Source organism: Streptomyces sp. LMG1-1-1.1 (assembly GCF_040815545.1).
In the GTDB taxonomy this organism is placed as follows: domain Bacteria; phylum Actinomycetota; class Actinomycetes; order Streptomycetales; family Streptomycetaceae; genus Streptomyces.
The window spans coordinates 46,520-61,358 of sequence record NZ_JBFPNH010000002.1 but is presented as its reverse complement, the minus strand read 5'-3'; the positions used below and the strand labels follow the sequence as shown (position 1 = coordinate 61,358).

At 73.9% G+C, this 14,839-nt stretch carries 16 protein-coding genes and 8 tRNA genes; 12 read left to right on the top strand and 12 right to left on the bottom strand.

Annotated features, from left to right (window positions below):
* Positions 1 to 60: 60 nt before the first annotated feature.
* A complete protein-coding gene (locus tag MRBLMG1_RS03060) occupies positions 61 to 1,275 on the bottom strand; it encodes a serine/threonine-protein kinase (protein ID WP_367820431.1) in 1,215 nt (404 codons plus the stop codon).
* 493 nt (positions 1,276 to 1,768) lie between these two features.
* Between MRBLMG1_RS03060 and MRBLMG1_RS03055 the strand changes: the two genes are divergently transcribed.
* The 3 genes from MRBLMG1_RS03055 (at position 1,769) to MRBLMG1_RS03045 (ending at position 3,487) form a co-directional block, all read left to right on the top strand.
* Positions 1,769 to 1,936, top strand: coding sequence for a hypothetical protein (locus tag MRBLMG1_RS03055; protein WP_362564892.1), 168 nt, complete (start codon positions 1,769 to 1,771; stop codon positions 1,934 to 1,936).
* 212 nt (positions 1,937 to 2,148) lie between these two features.
* Positions 2,149 to 3,153, top strand: coding sequence for a phosphotransferase enzyme family protein (locus tag MRBLMG1_RS03050; protein ID WP_414721485.1), 1,005 nt, complete (start codon positions 2,149 to 2,151; stop codon positions 3,151 to 3,153).
* 46 nt (positions 3,154 to 3,199) lie between these two features.
* A complete protein-coding gene (locus MRBLMG1_RS03045) occupies positions 3,200 to 3,487 on the top strand; it encodes a zf-TFIIB domain-containing protein (protein WP_367820428.1) in 288 nt (95 codons plus the stop codon).
* Positions 3,488 to 3,599: 112 nt separating this feature from the next.
* On the opposite strand, the gene MRBLMG1_RS03040 is transcribed toward MRBLMG1_RS03045, so the two are convergent.
* From MRBLMG1_RS03040 to MRBLMG1_RS03015, 6 genes are all read right to left on the bottom strand, one after another.
* Positions 3,600 to 3,674 (bottom strand) — tRNA-Val (locus MRBLMG1_RS03040).
* 29 nt (positions 3,675 to 3,703) lie between these two features.
* Positions 3,704 to 3,775: transfer RNA gene (locus MRBLMG1_RS03035), tRNA-Val, on the bottom strand.
* 29 nt (positions 3,776 to 3,804) lie between these two features.
* Positions 3,805 to 3,876, bottom strand: a tRNA-Val gene (locus MRBLMG1_RS03030).
* Positions 3,877 to 3,910: 34 nt separating this feature from the next.
* A tRNA-Val gene (locus MRBLMG1_RS03025) sits at positions 3,911 to 3,982 on the bottom strand.
* A gap of 1 nt (position 3,983) precedes the next feature.
* Positions 3,984 to 4,057: transfer RNA gene (locus tag MRBLMG1_RS03020), tRNA-Cys, on the bottom strand.
* A 39-nt stretch (positions 4,058 to 4,096) separates the two neighbouring features.
* Positions 4,097 to 4,169: transfer RNA gene (locus MRBLMG1_RS03015), tRNA-Gly, on the bottom strand.
* A 232-nt stretch (positions 4,170 to 4,401) separates the two neighbouring features.
* On the opposite strand from MRBLMG1_RS03015, the gene MRBLMG1_RS03010 reads away from it, so the two are divergent.
* From MRBLMG1_RS03010 to MRBLMG1_RS03000, 3 genes are all read left to right on the top strand, one after another.
* Positions 4,402 to 5,469, top strand: coding sequence for a chorismate-binding protein (locus tag MRBLMG1_RS03010; protein ID WP_367820426.1), 1,068 nt, complete (start codon positions 4,402 to 4,404; stop codon positions 5,467 to 5,469).
* Positions 5,466 to 6,296: an aminotransferase class IV gene (locus MRBLMG1_RS03005; protein WP_367820424.1), complete on the top strand. Its 831-nt coding sequence runs from the start codon at positions 5,466 to 5,468 to the stop codon at positions 6,294 to 6,296. Before MRBLMG1_RS03010 ends, MRBLMG1_RS03005 begins: the two co-directional genes overlap by 4 nt.
* A 154-nt stretch (positions 6,297 to 6,450) precedes the next feature.
* A complete protein-coding gene (locus MRBLMG1_RS03000) occupies positions 6,451 to 7,290 on the top strand; it encodes a GNAT family N-acetyltransferase (RefSeq protein WP_367820422.1) in 840 nt (279 codons plus the stop codon).
* Positions 7,291 to 7,403: 113 nt separating this feature from the next.
* On the opposite strand, the gene MRBLMG1_RS02995 is transcribed toward MRBLMG1_RS03000, so the two are convergent.
* Positions 7,404 to 7,919 (bottom strand): DsbA family protein, encoded by a 516-nt coding sequence (locus tag MRBLMG1_RS02995; RefSeq protein ID WP_367820420.1) that lies wholly within the window; start codon positions 7,917 to 7,919, stop codon positions 7,404 to 7,406.
* A gap of 148 nt (positions 7,920 to 8,067) precedes the next feature.
* On the opposite strand from MRBLMG1_RS02995, the gene MRBLMG1_RS02990 reads away from it, so the two are divergent.
* A complete protein-coding gene (locus MRBLMG1_RS02990) occupies positions 8,068 to 8,484 on the top strand; it encodes a hypothetical protein (RefSeq protein ID WP_367820418.1) in 417 nt (138 codons plus the stop codon).
* Positions 8,485 to 8,595: 111 nt separating this feature from the next.
* Positions 8,596 to 8,760: a hypothetical protein gene (locus MRBLMG1_RS02985; RefSeq protein WP_367820416.1), complete on the top strand. Its 165-nt coding sequence runs from the start codon at positions 8,596 to 8,598 to the stop codon at positions 8,758 to 8,760.
* 21 nt (positions 8,761 to 8,781) lie between these two features.
* Here MRBLMG1_RS02985 and MRBLMG1_RS02980 read toward each other — a convergent pair whose 3' ends face one another.
* Together MRBLMG1_RS02980 and MRBLMG1_RS02975 are read right to left on the bottom strand one after the other, a co-directional pair.
* Positions 8,782 to 9,339 (bottom strand): CGNR zinc finger domain-containing protein, encoded by a 558-nt coding sequence (locus MRBLMG1_RS02980; RefSeq protein ID WP_367820414.1) that lies wholly within the window; start codon positions 9,337 to 9,339, stop codon positions 8,782 to 8,784.
* A gap of 191 nt (positions 9,340 to 9,530) precedes the next feature.
* Positions 9,531 to 9,944: an SsgA family sporulation/cell division regulator gene (locus MRBLMG1_RS02975; protein ID WP_015032345.1), complete on the bottom strand. Its 414-nt coding sequence runs from the start codon at positions 9,942 to 9,944 to the stop codon at positions 9,531 to 9,533.
* Between the two features lie 190 nt (positions 9,945 to 10,134).
* On the opposite strand from MRBLMG1_RS02975, the gene MRBLMG1_RS02970 reads away from it, so the two are divergent.
* Together MRBLMG1_RS02970 and MRBLMG1_RS02965 are read left to right on the top strand one after the other, a co-directional pair.
* Positions 10,135 to 10,557, top strand: a complete 423-nt coding sequence (locus tag MRBLMG1_RS02970) for a TIGR02611 family protein (RefSeq protein ID WP_367820411.1) — start codon at positions 10,135 to 10,137, stop codon at positions 10,555 to 10,557.
* A 54-nt stretch (positions 10,558 to 10,611) separates the two neighbouring features.
* A tRNA-Val gene (locus MRBLMG1_RS02965) sits at positions 10,612 to 10,686 on the top strand.
* A 52-nt stretch (positions 10,687 to 10,738) separates the two neighbouring features.
* Here MRBLMG1_RS02965 and MRBLMG1_RS02960 read toward each other — a convergent pair.
* Complete coding sequence (locus tag MRBLMG1_RS02960; RefSeq protein WP_367820410.1) at positions 10,739 to 13,309, bottom strand: SCO7613 C-terminal domain-containing membrane protein; 2,571 nt, start codon at positions 13,307 to 13,309, stop codon at positions 10,739 to 10,741.
* An 84-nt stretch (positions 13,310 to 13,393) separates the two neighbouring features.
* Between MRBLMG1_RS02960 and MRBLMG1_RS02955 the strand changes: the two genes are divergently transcribed.
* Complete coding sequence (locus MRBLMG1_RS02955) at positions 13,394 to 13,891, top strand: SRPBCC family protein (RefSeq protein ID WP_367820408.1); 498 nt, start codon at positions 13,394 to 13,396, stop codon at positions 13,889 to 13,891.
* A 39-nt stretch (positions 13,892 to 13,930) separates the two neighbouring features.
* A tRNA-Val gene (locus tag MRBLMG1_RS02950) sits at positions 13,931 to 14,002 on the top strand.
* Between the two features lie 47 nt (positions 14,003 to 14,049).
* On the opposite strand, the gene MRBLMG1_RS02945 is transcribed toward MRBLMG1_RS02950, so the two are convergent.
* Positions 14,050 to 14,778, bottom strand: a complete 729-nt coding sequence (locus MRBLMG1_RS02945; protein ID WP_367820406.1) for a 3'-5' exonuclease — start codon at positions 14,776 to 14,778, stop codon at positions 14,050 to 14,052.
* Positions 14,779 to 14,839: the final 61 nt, after the last annotated feature.

The following is a 14,839-nucleotide window of genomic DNA, read 5'->3' as shown; positions in this document are numbered from 1 at the left end:
ACCGGCCGGACTCCCCGGCCCGTCGGCCCAGGCTCGTCGGGACTGCTTTCCGGACCGGCCCTAGCCCTGGAGGGCCTGGGCCGCGGCGATTCCCAGGGCCACGACCAGGGTCACGACCACGAAGACGAAGAGCCGCTGGCGCAGCAGCCGCGGGTTGGCCGGGCGGCGGCCCGTCGACGTCGAGCGGGCACCGGGCCGGGTGCCCGTGCGCGGCTGGGGGCGCGAATTACCGGTCCGCGAACCGCCGGACGGCCGCGAGGACGGCCCGGCACCACGCCCCGCCGTCCGCTCGCGGTCCGCACCCCGGTCACGCTCGGCACCACGGTCGCGGTCGGCAGCGCGCTCCGGGTCGCGCCCACGGGTGTCACGCTCGGTGTACCGCTCCGTCGGCCGCGCGGGGCTCCGCTCCTCGGTCCGCTCCCGCTGCACGGGCGGCCGGGACACCGGAAGACCCTGCGCCTCGCGCGCGGCGATCTCCTTGAGCCGCATCGACAGCTGGAGGGTGCTGGGCCGGTCCTCGGGGTCCTTCGCCAGACAGGCGCGGATCAGCGGCGCCAGCGCGTCCGGCACTCCGTGCAGCTGCGGCTCCTCGTGCACCACCCGGTACAGCATGACCTCGGAACTGCCGTGTCCGAAGGGGGAGTCCGCCATCGCCGCGTACGCGAGCGTGGCACCGAGCGAGAACACGTCGGTGGCCGGCGTGACCGCCGCACCGCGCACCTGCTCGGGGGCGAGGAAGCCGGGCGAGCCCACGGCCGTGCCCACGTGGGTCAGGGTGCTGGCCCCGGTGGCCCACGCGATGCCGAAGTCGATGATGCGGGGGCCCTTGGGGGAGAGCAGGATGTTCGACGGCTTCAGGTCCCGGTGCACCACCCCGGCCTCGTGGACGGCGACCAGGCCCTCCGAGAGCGCGGCCCCGATCGAGGCGACGTCGGCGGCGCGCAGCCCGCCCTCCTCGGCGACCCGGTCGTGCAGCGAGGGGCCGGGCACGTACTGCGTGGCGAACCAGGGGCGCTCGGCCTCCAGGTCGGCGGCGACGAGCCGGGCCGTACAACCGCCGCGGATCCGCCGGGCCGCCGACACCTCGCGGGCGAACCGCGACCGGAACTCCTGGTCCTCGGCCAGATCCGGCCGGATCACCTTCAGCGCCACGCGCTGGCCGCGCCGGTCGGACCCCAGGTACACGACGCCCATCCCGCCGGCCCCCAGCCTGCGGTGGAGCCGGAACGACCCGACGATCCGCGGATCCTCGCGCCGGAGCCGCATCATCGCCATGTCCGTCCCCTCGTCCGTTCGACGTGGCACAGCTTACGTAGTGGCGCCCGAACGCGCTCATAGGCCGCGCCCTCGTCCGGGATCGATTGTCAGTGCTGACGGGAACGCCACAGTGCCGCACGGGACGGCGGCACATTCCAACCCCCCTTGTCCGGAACCCACTTGACGGGACGTCGTGAAACCCGCGCGCGGGCCCGGCGGCCCGCCCGCCGGGCCGGCCGACGCCGGCCCGCGGCCCGTACTCCGCGAAGTGAGCGAAGTCACGCCCCTACCCCGCCCCCTCCGGGAAGACCCCGTGATCGGAGCCCCCGTCTCCACCCAGGGGAGTACGCCGCACGGACGGTCCTCATCCTCCGGGAGGCCCGCAAGTCGGTACGCGGGCATGACGTCCCGGCGCTCCCCGCTCCCTAATCTTGAATTCAAGCGGCGGGTGCAGCACTCGTCCCCCGAGGTCAACGCACCCGCCGCGCCGGACCAGAGCAGGAGAGGACCCATGGCCTTCACGGCACCGCGGACGAGCACCCGGCCTTCGGGCCAGCGCCACCCCCTCGTGGCCACCGCCATGGTCCTCCCTCTCGCGGCCCTGCTCGTAGTCGTCTTCGGCGGCTGGGACGCAGTGGTCACACAGGCGTCGTCCGTGGGCGTGATGCTGGGGCGCTGAGCGGCGCCCCGGACCCGGGAGAGCGGCCCGGGTCGGGACATCCGGCCATCAACCCCGTGGGGACGGGGGTGCGGCGGACGGCAGCGTGGGGCCGGTCAGCTGGGGAGCTGACCGGCCCTCGCGCTTTCCCGGTGCCGGGCGAGTGCCGTCCCGCACCCACCCCGTACGCTCCCCGCGTGGACTCCGTCGCCCCGAACCCGCCCCTACCGACCCTGCCCGGCCCGCGGATCCCGCTCGACCGGCTCGCCGCCGTCGCGCGGGACGCCGCCCACGAGGCGGGTGCGTCCTGCCGGTGCCCGGGCGAAGCCGTCGGGGTGCTCGCCGACCGGGAGGACGGGACCGTCGTGCGGCACGGGCGGCTCGTGGTCAAGGCGCACGCCCCCGACACCGATCCGGAGGCGCACCGGGCCCGGCTCGCGCTCGCCGGACACCCGGACGTCGCCGCCGTCTTCCTGCCGCCGCTCCCGGGCCTCGGGCCCGAGGCGTCGGACCGGTTCGGGGGCCGGCCCGTCACGGTCTGGCCGTACGGGTCTCCCGTCGACCCCGCGGACCCGGACGCCGCGCCCTGGGAGGAGGCGGCCCGGCTCCTCGCCGTCCTCCACCGGACACCGCCGCCGCACGGATCGGCGTCGGGCCTGCCGGAGATGCGGGCCCGGGTGAAGGTGGGACTCGCGGTGGACCGGATGGTCCGGGCGGCGCCCGGCCACCCGGCGACCGCCACCGTCCTCGCCGCCTGGCGGACGCTTCCCGGCCGTGACCGCGAGGGCGCGCCCGATCGCGACGGCGCCGGACCGGCTCCACTGCGGCTCTGCCACGGTGACTTCCACCTGGGTCAACTGGTCCGCGACAGCGGGTCCGAGGAGGGGCGGACGCCGGGGCGGTGGCGGCTGATCGACATCGACGACGCCGGGCTCGGCGACCCCGCATGGGATCTGGCCCGGCCCGCCGCGTGGTTCGCCGCGGGCATCCTGCCGCCGGAGGTCTGGTCCCGCTTCCTCGGCGCGTACCAGGAGGCGGGAGGTCCCGCGGTCGGGGCGGACCCGTGGGTGCGACTCGACGTGCCGGCCCGGGCTCTGACGGTGCAGACGGCCGCGCTCGCCGTGGCGAAGGCGACGGCCGGGGGTCGTGAACTCGACGAGGTCGAGGCCGTGATGGTCGACACGTGTGCGCGTATCGCGGGACATCGAACCGTATCGGCCGATCCGGCGTCCACGTAAGGTGAGGCCACCATTCGAACGGCAATGTCAGGGAGTTGAGCCGAGCATGCAGTGTCCCAAGTGTCATGCGGCCATGCACACGTACAACCGCAACGGCGTCCAGATCGAGCAGTGCAGCGGCTGCCGGGGCATATTCCTGGACTTCGGCGAGCTGGAGGCCCTGACCCGCCTGGAGTCCCAGTGGGCCCAGCAGGCCCCGCCCGCCCCGCCGGCCTACCCGGCGCAGCCCGCACCCGCGGCCCCCGCCTGGGGCGCCCCGCAGCACCACGGCGGCCACCACGGCGGCGGTCACTACCGTCAGCGCGGCTTCGGGCGGATGCTCTTCTCCTCCTGACCCGCTCCCGGGCGGAACCGGTCGGCACCCACGGGTGCCGACCGCCGCTCACGCCTGCCGGGCGAGACGAAGAAGCCCCCGACCGCGAGCTGCGGCCGGGGGCTTCTTCGAATGGTGCGCGATACTGGGATTGAACCAGTGACCTCTTCCGTGTCAGGGAAGCGCTCTCCCGCTGAGCTAATCGCGCGGGACGCACCCGAGGGCGCGGGAACTGTGTGCGCGATACTGGGATTGAACCAGTGACCTCTTCCGTGTCAGGGAAGCGCTCTCCCGCTGAGCTAATCGCGCGGGACGCACCCGAAGGTGCGGGAACTGTGTGCGCGATACTGGGATTGAACCAGTGACCTCTTCCGTGTCAGGGAAGCGCTCTCCCGCTGAGCTAATCGCGCGGGGGATCCGAAGACCCAGGACCCGAAGGTCCAGTGGACGATACTGGGATTGAACCAGTGACCTCTTCCGTGTCAGGGAAGCGCTCTCCCGCTGAGCTAATCGTCCTTGGAGGTGGAGACGGGATTTGAACCCGTGTAGACGGCTTTGCAGGCCGTTGCCTCGCCTCTCGGCCACTCCACCAGGAGTGAATACAGGGGTTCGGGAAGATCCCCCACATCGAGCGGACGACGAGATTCGAACTCGCGACCCTCACCTTGGCAAGGTGATGCTCTACCAACTGAGCCACGTCCGCTTGTCGTTTCCGTTCCGCTTGCGCGTCCCGGCGACGTGTTGAACTCTAGCGGATTCCTGGGCCAGCACAAAAACGCGTTTCCGCAGCGTGCTGACCTGCGGAGCGACCGGGGCGCCCGGCCGGGCAGCCCGGAGGGTTCGTGTGGCGTTCACTCGCCGTGTTCCCCGGGTGGCGGGCAGCCCCGAGAAGTGCGCCCCCGATGGTCCGCCGCCGGCGGACCTAGACTCGATGCGTGCACGACCTTGCTCCTCTGGCCCGCTTCGGCGGCCTCGTCGCGACCGATCTCCGGGACGTCACCCACGACCCCGAGGCCCTGGACTCCGCCGGCTTCTGGGCCGTCTGCGCGGACTTCGAAGGGCGCCTCACGTGCGCCCGCTTCGGAGACGTGCGGCCCGACCCGGTGCCCGCGCCCGTCCCCGGCGCCTGGCGCGGTCCCGCCACCGGTGACTGGACGTCCTCCCTCGACCGCGCCGCGTACATCGCGGGCGTGCGGCGGGTGCGCGAGCACATCGCGCGCGGCGAGGTCTACCAGGCGAACCTCTGCCGGGTGCTGACCGCGCCGCTGCCGGACCCGGCCGCCGCCGACGTGGACGCCCTCACCGCGCTGCTCGCCCGCGGCAACCCCGCCCCCTACGCCGGAACGATCCGTCTGCCGGCCCACGGCGTGGAGATCGCGACCGCGTCCCCCGAGCTCTACCTCCGCAGGGAGGGGGCCCTGATCTCCTCCGGCCCCATCAAGGGAACCGGCCGCACCGCGGCCGACCTGCTCCCCAAGGACCACGCGGAGAACGTGATGATCGTCGACCTGGTCCGCAACGACCTGGGACGCGTCAGCGAGACCGGCTCCGTCGCCGTCCCCGCGCTCTGCGCACTCGAGGAGCACCCCGGCCTTGTCCACCTCGTCTCCACCGTCACCGGCATTCTGCGCGAGGACGCCGGCTGGCCCGAGCTGCTCGGCGCGACCTTCCCGCCCGGCTCCGTCACCGGGGCGCCCAAGTCCAGCGCGCTGCGGATCATCGAGGCGCTGGAGACCGCGCCCCGGGGCCCGTACTGCGGAGGGATCGGCTGGGTCGACGCCGACGCGGGCACCGCGGAGCTGGCCGTCGGCATACGCACCTTCTGGATCGACCGTCCCGAGGGCGTCCTCCGCTTCGGCACCGGCGCCGGGATCACCTGGGGTTCCGACCCGGAGCGCGAGTGGGAGGAGACCGAGCTGAAGGCGTCACGGCTGGTCGCGATAGCGTCGGGCGGCGACGAGTCGGGCGCCCGTGAGGCGAGTGGAAAGGCCATCTCTCGATGAAACTGTGGGTCAACGGCGGGCTGTACGACGAGGAGGCCGCCCGGGTCTCCGTCCTCGACCACGGGCTGACCGTCGGCGACGGCATCTTCGAGACGGTCAAGACCGAGCGTGGGGAAACGTTTGCTCTCACGCTCCACCTGGAGCGCCTGACCCGCTCGGCCCGCGGTCTCGGCCTGCCCGACCCGGACCTCGACGAGGTCCGCGGGGCCGTCGCCGCCGTACTCGAAGCCAACCCGGTGGAACTCGGCCGGCTCCGCATCACGTACACCGGCGGGCTCTCCCCGCTCGGCTCGGAGCGCGGCGACTCCGGCGCGAGCCTCGTCGTCGCCCTCGGCGAGACCGGCCGCCGCCCCGACTCCACCGCGGTGATCACCGTGCCCTGGACGCGCAACGAGCGCGGCGCGCTGACCGGGCTCAAGACCACCTCGTACGCCGAGAACGTCGTCGCCCTCGCCAGGGCGCGCGAGCAGGGGGCCTCCGAGGCGCTCTTCGCCAACACCGTGGGGCAGCTGTGCGAGGGCACCGGCTCCAACGTCTTCGTCGTGGTCGACGGCCGGATCCTCACCCCGCCGGTCTCCTCCGGCTGCCTCGCCGGCATCACCCGCGCCCTCGCCGTGGAGTGGACCGGCGCCGAGGAGGCCGATCTGCCGCTGGACGTCCTGGCGAGCGCCGACGAGGTCTTCCTGACCTCGACCCTCCGTGACATCCAGGGCGTCCACCGCGTCGACGACCGGGAGTCCGCGCCCGCGCCCGGCCCGGTCACGGCCAAGGCGATGCGGATCTTCGACGAGCGCGCGGCCCGCGACCGGGACCCGCGGCTCGCATGAGCCAGTAGGCCCGCATGCCCGTAAGTCGGAGACCGTGGCCACGTGCCCACGTGCCCACCGCCCGCGTGTCCGGGGCGTCCGGGCGTCCGGCATCGTGGAGGAGCCCGCGAAATCCGGATGACGGACGGCCCCCGGGGTGGGTAGAACTCCTCTGATGACCACCACCCTGCGGCCGGCCGAGCCGCTTCAGCAGACGCCCGACGGCGGCCGTTCCCGTGTCTACGACGTGTGTGTGAACAGCCGCCGCGTCGGCTCCGTCCGCCTCTCGACCGACCCCCGTTTCGGGGCGGCCTCCGGCGTGATCGACGAGATCCGGGTCGACGAGCCGGACCGGCGGCGCGGCCGGGGCACGGTCGCCGCGCTCGCCTCCGAGGAGGTGCTGCGGGGCTGGGGCTGCGTCGAGGTGCAGGTTTCGGTGCCCGCCGACGCCGAGGCGGCGCTGCGGATGGCCCGCTCGCTCGGCTACACCGAACGCAGCCGCAACATGGTCAAGGAACTGGCCGTCGAGCCGCCGGCCCTGCCGGAGGGCGTCGAGGTCCGGCCGATGAACGACGGTGAGTACGCCGAGTGGGAGGCGCGGGCCAAGGAGGGCTTCGCGCAGAGCTGGATCGAGCGGGGCGTCCCCGAGGAGCAGGCCCGCACCAAGGCCGAGGACAGCCACCGCAGGTACCTCCCCGAAGGCCTGGCCACCCCCGGCGTCGCGATCCACGTCGTCGTCCGGGACGGGCTGCCCGCCGGCTTCCTGTGGACCGGCCGCATCGAGCTCGAACCGGGGGCGTGGGCGGCCTTCGTGTACGACATCGAGGTCGACGAGGGCCACCGCGGCCTCGGCTACGGCCGGGCGCTCATGCTGCTCGCCGAGCGCGTCGCGCGGGAGGCCGGGGACACCCGCCTCGGACTGCACGTCTTCGCGGGCAACACCCCGGCGATCCGCCTGTACGAGTCCCTCGGCTACCGCACGACGCTCGTCAACAGCGCCAAGGAGCTGCGCTAGGGACCACCCCGTCCGGCCGCTCGGGGGATCGGCCGCTCAGTCGTTCAGGAGGCGGTCCGCGATGCCCGCGATCCCGTCCCGCAGGCCGACCGCCTGCCCGGCCTCTCGGCCGCTCAGTCGTTCAGGAGGCGGTCGGCGATCTCCGCGATCCGCTCCCGCAGGCCCTCCTGGCTCTTCCCGCCGTCCAGGCGCTCGCCGTCGATGACGTACGTCGGCGTGCCGGTGACCTTGATCGCCTTGCCCTCGGCCTCGTCCGCGTCGACGGTGAGCAGGTGGCGGCCGTCGATCAGTGCGGTGTCGAACTCCTCGGCGTCCAGGCCGAGTTCCTTCGCCACGTCGAGCAGGACCGGCTCGCCGCGGTCGCCGAGCTCCGCGGTCCTGGCGAGCAGCGCCTCCACGTACGGCCAGCCCTTGCCCTGCTCGACCGCCTCCTCGGCGGCCTGCGCGGCGGCGTAGGCGTGCTTGTGCTTCTCCAGCGGGAAGTGGCGCAGCTGTACGTCGAGCCGGTCGCCGTACTGCTCGCGGAGCGCGCGGACGTCGTCGAGGGCGGTGAAGCAGTCGGGGCACTGGAGGTCGAACCAGGCCTCCAGGACGACGGGGGAGGCGGATGCGGTGGTGGAGTCACTCATGACAGCAGTCTCCCTCACCGGGACCTGGGGAGGAGATCCGGCCGGGGCGACCCGGAGATCTCCCTGAGACGGGCCCCGGGGCGTGGCCCGCGACGGTCTCTCCGGTGCAGGATGGAAGGGACGTATCACCCGGGACCTGGAGGATCGCATGCTCGCCGAGACCATTTGCTCCGCGGTGTCCGCGGCGGGCCTGGGTATCGCCGCGGTGGCGGCCTACCGGAAGCGGTTCCTGTCGGCGGCGCGGATCGCGGCCTACTCGCTGGTGCCGCTCGGCCTGGTGATGACGGGCGCCGTCGACTGGATCGTGGACACGGCGTTCAGCCCGGTGGCGTGGGCCGGATTCGGCGTGCTGGGCCTCGCCTTCCTGCTCTTCCTGTCGACCAGGGCGGTGGAGCGGCGCCGGGGCGGCCGCAAGGAGACGACCGGGGGAGCGGAGCCGAAGGCCGTCGCGCCGGCCGCCTCGGCGCCCTCGCGCGGGGTGACCGCGGCGAAGCCGCAGGCCGGACAGGCGTCCGGTGAGGACTTCAGCGACATCGAGGCGATTCTGAAGAAGCACGGAATCTGATCGCTTCTGGCGGTTCCCGTTCCCGTGATCCACGGGAAGGGGTGAACGGCCCCTTCCGTGGGGCGTGTTGCGGGATTTCGGGGCCCCGCAGTGCGCGATCATCCCCCCGAGATGCTGGAAACTTCGCGGGAACCCCTGCCCGCCACCCCCGATGCCCCTGCCGAAGAGCCGCGCGGCTGCCTGTTCGCGCTCTCCCAGCCACCGCTGATGATCTTCCTGGCGGTGATCGGCTGTCTGCTGCTGACGGCGGCCCTGCACGATCTCTTCGTGCTGTGACCGGCCGCGCCGCGTCGGGGGTCAGCCGGCCGCTTCCTTGCGGCGCGCCCGGTACGCGGCCACGTGCAGTCGGTTGCCGCAGGTGCGGCTGTCGCAGTAGCGGCGCGAGCGGTTGCGGGAGAGGTCGACGAAGGCCCGGCCGCAGTCCGGCGCCTCGCAGCGCCGCAGTCGCTCCTGCTCGCCGCCCACGACGATGAAGGCGAGGGCCATGCCGCAGTCGGCCGCGAGGTGGTCGGCCACCGAGGCGCCCGGCGCGAAGTAGTGCACGTGCCAGTCGTAGCCGTCGTGGTCGGTGAGCTGCGGGGTGGTACCCGCGCCGGCCACCAGCTGGTTGATCAGGGGGGCCGCGATCCGGGCCTCGGGGGCGGAGAAGACCGCCGCGAACTTCTCGCGCACGTCCCGCACGGCCCGCAGGTCGTCGGGGCCGAGGTCGCCCACGCCGCTGATCTTGTGTGCCCGCACGAAGGCGTGCAGTCCCGGGATGTCCGCGAGCTCGTCGTCGCGGTCGCCCTGCGGCGCGGTGTTCATCAGATCGACGACGGTGTCGAGGGCGATCCGGGTGTCGTGGGGGATCAGCACGATTCGCTCCCTGGCCGGCCGCGGGCGGGCGCCCGCGGAATGGCGCTGACTTTAGCGCGACCCGGAAAATGACAGCGGCGCCCGCCACCGTGCCGGCTGCACGGTGGGAGCGCCGGATGTCGTGCCTATGTGACTGTCCGCGCGGCGCCGTCGCCCCGAGTCGGACGGCGCCGTGCGGCTGTCGGCCTGGCTCAGCTGTCGGCCAGGATGTGGGAGAGCTCCGTATCGAGGTCGAAGTGCCGGTGCTCGGTGCCCGGTGGCACGGCGGCGTCGGTCCGCTTGAGGAACGACTCCAGGGCCCGCGCCGGGGCCTCGAGCAGGGCTTCTCCCTCGGGTGAGCTCAGCGCGATGCAGACGACTCCCTGGCCGTGACTACGGGATGGCCAGACACGGACGTCGCCTGTGCCGGTGGGCCGGTGCAGCCCCTCGGCGAGAAGGTCGCGGGCGAAGACCCACTCGACCGTCTCCTCGGCTCCGGTGTGGAAGGTGGCGTGCACGGCATAGGGATCGGCCGTGTCATACCGCAGGCCCGCGGGTACAGGCAGTGAGGACTCGCTCGACACAACGAGGCGCAGGTGCAGCTCGCAGCTGACCGTGGTGTTCATAAGCGCCAGGGCCTTTCGCTCAGTGTGCGCTCGGGGATTCGCACGTCGGCGAAATCGACATGCCACCTCCGGTGGCGTTGTAAACCCCTCTGTCGGTTTTGTGATCGTTCAGGTAGCTCGTATGGACGCGTGTAACTTTGGGTAATACCGCCATTCCGGTGGCGCTCTCCGGTCCGGTAGGTTGGAGTGCATGAATGCGGAGAGTGACGAGCGCGCCGAGGAGTCCGGAGACGGCCAGGAGGCCGAACTGGGATCGCGCGCCCCGGAGTTCATCAAGTCGCGGCGGGGCCTGCATGTGAGCTGGCAGGTCGGCGTCTTCATCGTGGGACTCGCCGTGGTCGGCGCCGGCGTGGTGATGCTGCCGCTCCCCGGCCCCGGCTGGCTGGTCATCTTCGGCGGCATGGCGATCTGGGCGACCGAGTTCGTCTGGGCGCAGCTGGTGCTCCGCTGGACCAAGCGGAAGGTCACCGAGGCCGCCCAGCGGGCCCTCGATCCCAAGGTCCGTCGCAGGAACATCATCCTCACCACCATCGGCCTGGTGATCATCGCCGCCCTGCTCGGCGTCTATCTCTGGAAGTTCGGCTTCGTCATGCCGTGGAAGATCGATCAGTGATCTCGCGGTGGTTCGGGAGCCCCGCTGACATGGGGTAATGTTCTGGGTGTGCCCGGGCGATTAGCTCAGCGGGAGAGCACTTCGTTCACACCGAAGGGGTCACTGGTTCGATCCCAGTATCGCCCACCACCCGGCACGAAGGCCCGGAGACGGAACACCGTCTCCGGGCCTTCGTCGTTCCTCACCGCATCCGGGCGAGCCGCTCCCGCAGCCTCCGGGCGTCCCGCAGCCGCTGCTCGTACGTGGCACCCACCCCGAGCAGCAGCAGCCCGGCGAGGGCCGGCGGCAGCCAGCGCGGCAGCGCGCCCACCGCCTGCACCACGTACGGCGCCAGCTCGTGCAGCCCGTCCAGGGCCAGCACCGCACCGCCGAGCACGAGCAGCGCCTGGAGCCGGAACCGCGCGCCGAGGAGCGTCACCACGAGCGCCGCGATCCCCAGGACCAGCGGGCGGGTCCACTCCGGGTCCGTCCACGCCGCCACGAGGCTCGGCAGCAGCGTCGCCGCGAGACCCGGGCCGTACGCCGTCCAGGACGAGGCCTCCGCGTCCCGGCGCCGCCGCAGGAACCCGACGACCAGGGCCGGCACCGTCACCGGGAGCGTGTACGCCTCGGGGGTCGTCACGTCCCACACGGCCAGGCGCACCCAGGTGGCCAGCAGGAACAGCGCCGCCGCCGTCCACGAGGCGAACCGCCGCCGCTCCGGCCGTACCGCCGTCGCCGCCGCGATCACCCCGCCGAGCGCCAGGGCGAGCGCAAGGAACGCCGGCCGGGACGCGGCGATCCCCAGGGCGAGCAGCCCCACGCCCGCGCCCGTGATCTCCACCGTCAGGGCCACCGGGCGCGGCGCCCTGGAGCCGACCGCGGCCGTCGCCGCCGGGACGAGCAGCAATCCGAGCGCCGTCCAGTGGTCCTCGAACCCGCCGGCCGCCGCGACCGCGAACACCAGCCCCGTCGCCGTGAGCACCGCCGCGCAGGCGGAGACCAGGCGGCGCGCGTCGGCGCCGAGCACCGCGACCCCCGTGAAGAGCGCGAGCAGCACCCCGAGGGCGGCGAACGTCGCCCCTCGCACGTCCAGCGCGAGTCCGACCGCGCTCACCGCGGACGCGAGCCCGCCGGCGTACGCGATCCAGCCGAGCGCGGTACGGGCGTCGACGACGGCCGCCGCCAGGCGGGTCGAGGAGGGCGTCCAGGGGCCCCAGGGAGCCCCGGGGCCGTCGACCGGGGCCGCCGGACCGCCGGTGGCCCGCGCCGGCGGCTCCGCGGCCGTGTCGGCCGACCCGGCAGGGGCGGTAGTGGTCGCGGGGGCCTCCGGGCGCCGCAGGCCGCGGGTCAGCGGACCCGGGCGGACGGCCGTCCACAGCGCCGCCGCCGCGGTGAGGAGCTGGAGGGCGAGCGTCACCGGGTAGGGCAGGTCCAGGGAGACCGGCAGGGCGGTCAGGAGCGACCAGGCGAGCGCGAGGGCGCCGCAGCGGGCCCAGAGCCGGGGGACCGCCGCGAGAACGGCGACGGCCACGACGAGGACCAGGACGGCGGTCGCCGGGTACGACGTCAGCGCCCGCTCGGCGTGCTCGCCCGACCAGACGTCCGTCGTGCGGGCCACCGGCCCGAGCAGCCCCGCCACCGCCGGCGGCAGCGCCCACACGACCCCGAGCGCCGCGACCCCGGCACCCGCGGCGGCCAGACCCGCCCGCTGGGCGCGCGGCAGCGGCCACGCCCCGGAGGGCGAGGACTGGGCCGGGGCGTCGGCCGCCTCCGGCGTCGCCGGAGCGGACGAGGGCAGGCGCAGGACCGCCGTGAGGGCCAGACCGCACAGGACGTAGCCCGGGACCTCCCAGTCGGCCGGGACGGCCGCGCGGAGGAGGCCGCCGAAGGCCGCGACCACGGCCAGGCCGGCGACGGCGGCGGCCGGGCCCGCGAGCGCGGGCGTGCGCCGGGCGACGTACAGGGTGAGCGCGGCAGCCGCGAGGAGCAGCGGCGCGCCCGTCCAGGGGGAGGTGAGCGAGAGCCAGCCGCCGGTCAGCAGCGACCAGCCGCCGAGCGCGGTCGCCCCCGTGGCGGCGGTGATCCGGACCGCGGCCGGCCGGGCCCACAGGTCCGCCGCCGCGTCCGCCGCCGCCGTCACGAGAGCGGCCCAGGCGAACACCGTCGGGCCGCCGCCGGCCGCGAGCACACCCAGCGGCAGCGGCAGCTGGGCCGCCACCACGGCCACCGGCAGCGGGATCCGCAGCCGCGACAGCGCCGAGCCGTACGCCGTCCACGCGCCCGCCAGGACGGCGGCGGCCACCGCCGTGTACCCCAGGCCGTCCGTCTCCGGCAGCGCCACCCGGTGCAGCGCGTACGCGTCGAGCACCATCAGGACCAGACCGAGCGCCGCCACCGACTCGGCCGTCGACACCAGACCCCTGCGCAGCAGCACCACCGGCGCCGCGAGCGCCGCCGAGGTCACCACGAGCAGCACCGCCGCGCGGGCGCCGAGTCCCATCGAGCCCCAGCTGACCAGCGTGAAGGCGACCGCCGCGATCGTCAGCAGCGTCCCGCCGAGCGTCAGCAGCACGTTCTGCGCGCTCCGCGGCGTCGAGTCCGCCACCGGCGGGCGCGGGGGCCACGACGGAGCCACGGCGGCGGCCGGCTGGTACAGCGCCCGGATCAGCCAGGCCCGCCTGGCCAGCAACTGGGACCGGCGCGCGTCGAGTTGGGCCAGCTCGCGGTCGACGAGCACCAGCTCGTCCGCGGGCGGCAGGGAAGTGTCCATACCCGGAGTGTGGCCCCGGCCACACGGCGCGGGAATGCGTCCACGTACTCATATCCGCGCCTGAGTACCCCCCACACTGGGGGCATGGACTGGTGCCGTTACCGCTTCCGCAGCGTCTGGCGGCTGCCCGCCCCGCCCGACGCCGTGTACGCCGCACTCGAACGCGCCGAGGACTACCCCCGCTGGTGGCCCCAGGTCCGCGAGGTCGTCCCGCTCGACGACGCCACCGGCACCGCCCGGTTCCGCTCCGTCCTCCCGTACGACCTCGTCGTCACCGTCCGCGCACTGCGCCGCGACCCGGCGGCCCGGGTCCTGGAGATCGGCCTCGGCGGCGACCTGGAGGGCTGGGCCCGCTGGACGATCACGGCGGAGGGCGCCGGCGCCCGCGTCGAGTACGAGCAGGAGGTCGAGGTGCGCGCCCGGCTCCTGCGACTCCTCGCCTTCCCCGGACGGCCCGTCTTCCGGGCCAACCACGCCCTGATGATGCGCGGCGGGCGGCGGGGGCTCGCGGCCGAGATGAGGGGAGTCGCACGGAGGGCCTCGACGAGCGGCGGCGATCGGGCGGCGGGCGGGCCGGTTTGAACCCAGGGCGCGAAGGCCTGTATGGTTCAACCCGTTCCCGGGCGATTAGCTCAGCGGGAGAGCACTTCGTTCACACCGAAGGGGTCACTGGTTCGATCCCAGTATCGCCCACCGGGAGAGGCCGGTCCGTCGAAAGACGGACCGGCCTCTGTCATGTGTCAGGCCGCCGTACGCAGTTCCGGCCGCAGCGGCCACGCCGGATCCACCGTCTCCGGCGTCCCCTGCCGACTGAACCACGCCTGGAGCCCCCGGGCCTGCGCCGCGTGCCACACCGCCTGGAGCGTGTGCAGCTCCGACGGCGTCAGCCGCTCCAGCCGCGACGAGAACCGGCGCGCCACCGCCCGTACGACGTCCAGCGCCGCCGTCGCGTCCGCCGCCGCGTCGTGCGCCCCCGCCAGCTCCACCTCGTAGTGCGCGCACAGGTCCGTCAGCGTCCGGCGGCCCTTCCGGTACCGGTCCAGGTGCTTGTCGAGGACCCGCGGATCGAGCACGCACAGCGGCGTGGCCTCCAGATACGTGCCGAGCGAGGACGCCCGGTGCCGCCGCAACTCGCGGTCCAGGATCGTCAGATCGAACGGCGCGTTCATCACCACCAGCGGACGTCCCGCCGTGGTCTGTTCGGCCAGCGCGCGCGCCAGCTCCTCCATCACCGGAGCCGGCCACCGGCCGTTGCGCTGGAGGTGATCGTCCGTCAGGCCGTGCACCGCCGTGGCCTCCGCGGGCACGGGTATGCCCGGATTGACCAGCCAGCGCGTCACCCGCGGCCGCGCCCCGGCGGCGTCCTGCACGACCAGGGCGGCCGAGACGATCCGGTCCCCCTCGACGTCAACTCCCGTGGTCTCCGTGTCGAAAGCGGCCAGGGGCCCCTCGTACCAGTGCGTCGTCATCCCCGAACTCCTCGCACACGTGCGGCAGATGGCCAACCCCCTGCCCCAAAGCGGTGATACC

Coding starts and splice junctions, on each gene's coding strand:
- MRBLMG1_RS03060 (WP_367820431.1), bottom strand. CDS start 1,275: ATGGCGATGATGCGGCTCCGGCGCGAGGATCCGCGGATCGTCGGGTCG.
- MRBLMG1_RS03055 (WP_362564892.1), top strand. CDS start 1,769: ATGGCCTTCACGGCACCGCGGACGAGCACCCGGCCTTCGGGCCAGCGC.
- MRBLMG1_RS03045 (WP_367820428.1), top strand. CDS start 3,200: ATGCAGTGTCCCAAGTGTCATGCGGCCATGCACACGTACAACCGCAAC.
- MRBLMG1_RS03005 (WP_367820424.1), top strand. CDS start 5,466: ATGAAACTGTGGGTCAACGGCGGGCTGTACGACGAGGAGGCCGCCCGG.
- MRBLMG1_RS03000 (WP_367820422.1), top strand. CDS start 6,451: ATGACCACCACCCTGCGGCCGGCCGAGCCGCTTCAGCAGACGCCCGAC.
- MRBLMG1_RS02995 (WP_367820420.1), bottom strand. CDS start 7,919: ATGAGTGACTCCACCACCGCATCCGCCTCCCCCGTCGTCCTGGAGGCC.
- MRBLMG1_RS02990 (WP_367820418.1), top strand. CDS start 8,068: ATGCTCGCCGAGACCATTTGCTCCGCGGTGTCCGCGGCGGGCCTGGGT.
- MRBLMG1_RS02985 (WP_367820416.1), top strand. CDS start 8,596: ATGCTGGAAACTTCGCGGGAACCCCTGCCCGCCACCCCCGATGCCCCT.
- MRBLMG1_RS02975 (WP_015032345.1), bottom strand. CDS start 9,944: ATGAACACCACGGTCAGCTGCGAGCTGCACCTGCGCCTCGTTGTGTCG.
- MRBLMG1_RS02970 (WP_367820411.1), top strand. CDS start 10,135: ATGAATGCGGAGAGTGACGAGCGCGCCGAGGAGTCCGGAGACGGCCAG.
- MRBLMG1_RS02960 (WP_367820410.1), bottom strand. CDS start 13,309: ATGGACACTTCCCTGCCGCCCGCGGACGAGCTGGTGCTCGTCGACCGC.
- MRBLMG1_RS02955 (WP_367820408.1), top strand. CDS start 13,394: ATGGACTGGTGCCGTTACCGCTTCCGCAGCGTCTGGCGGCTGCCCGCC.
- MRBLMG1_RS02945 (WP_367820406.1), bottom strand. CDS start 14,778: ATGACGACGCACTGGTACGAGGGGCCCCTGGCCGCTTTCGACACGGAG.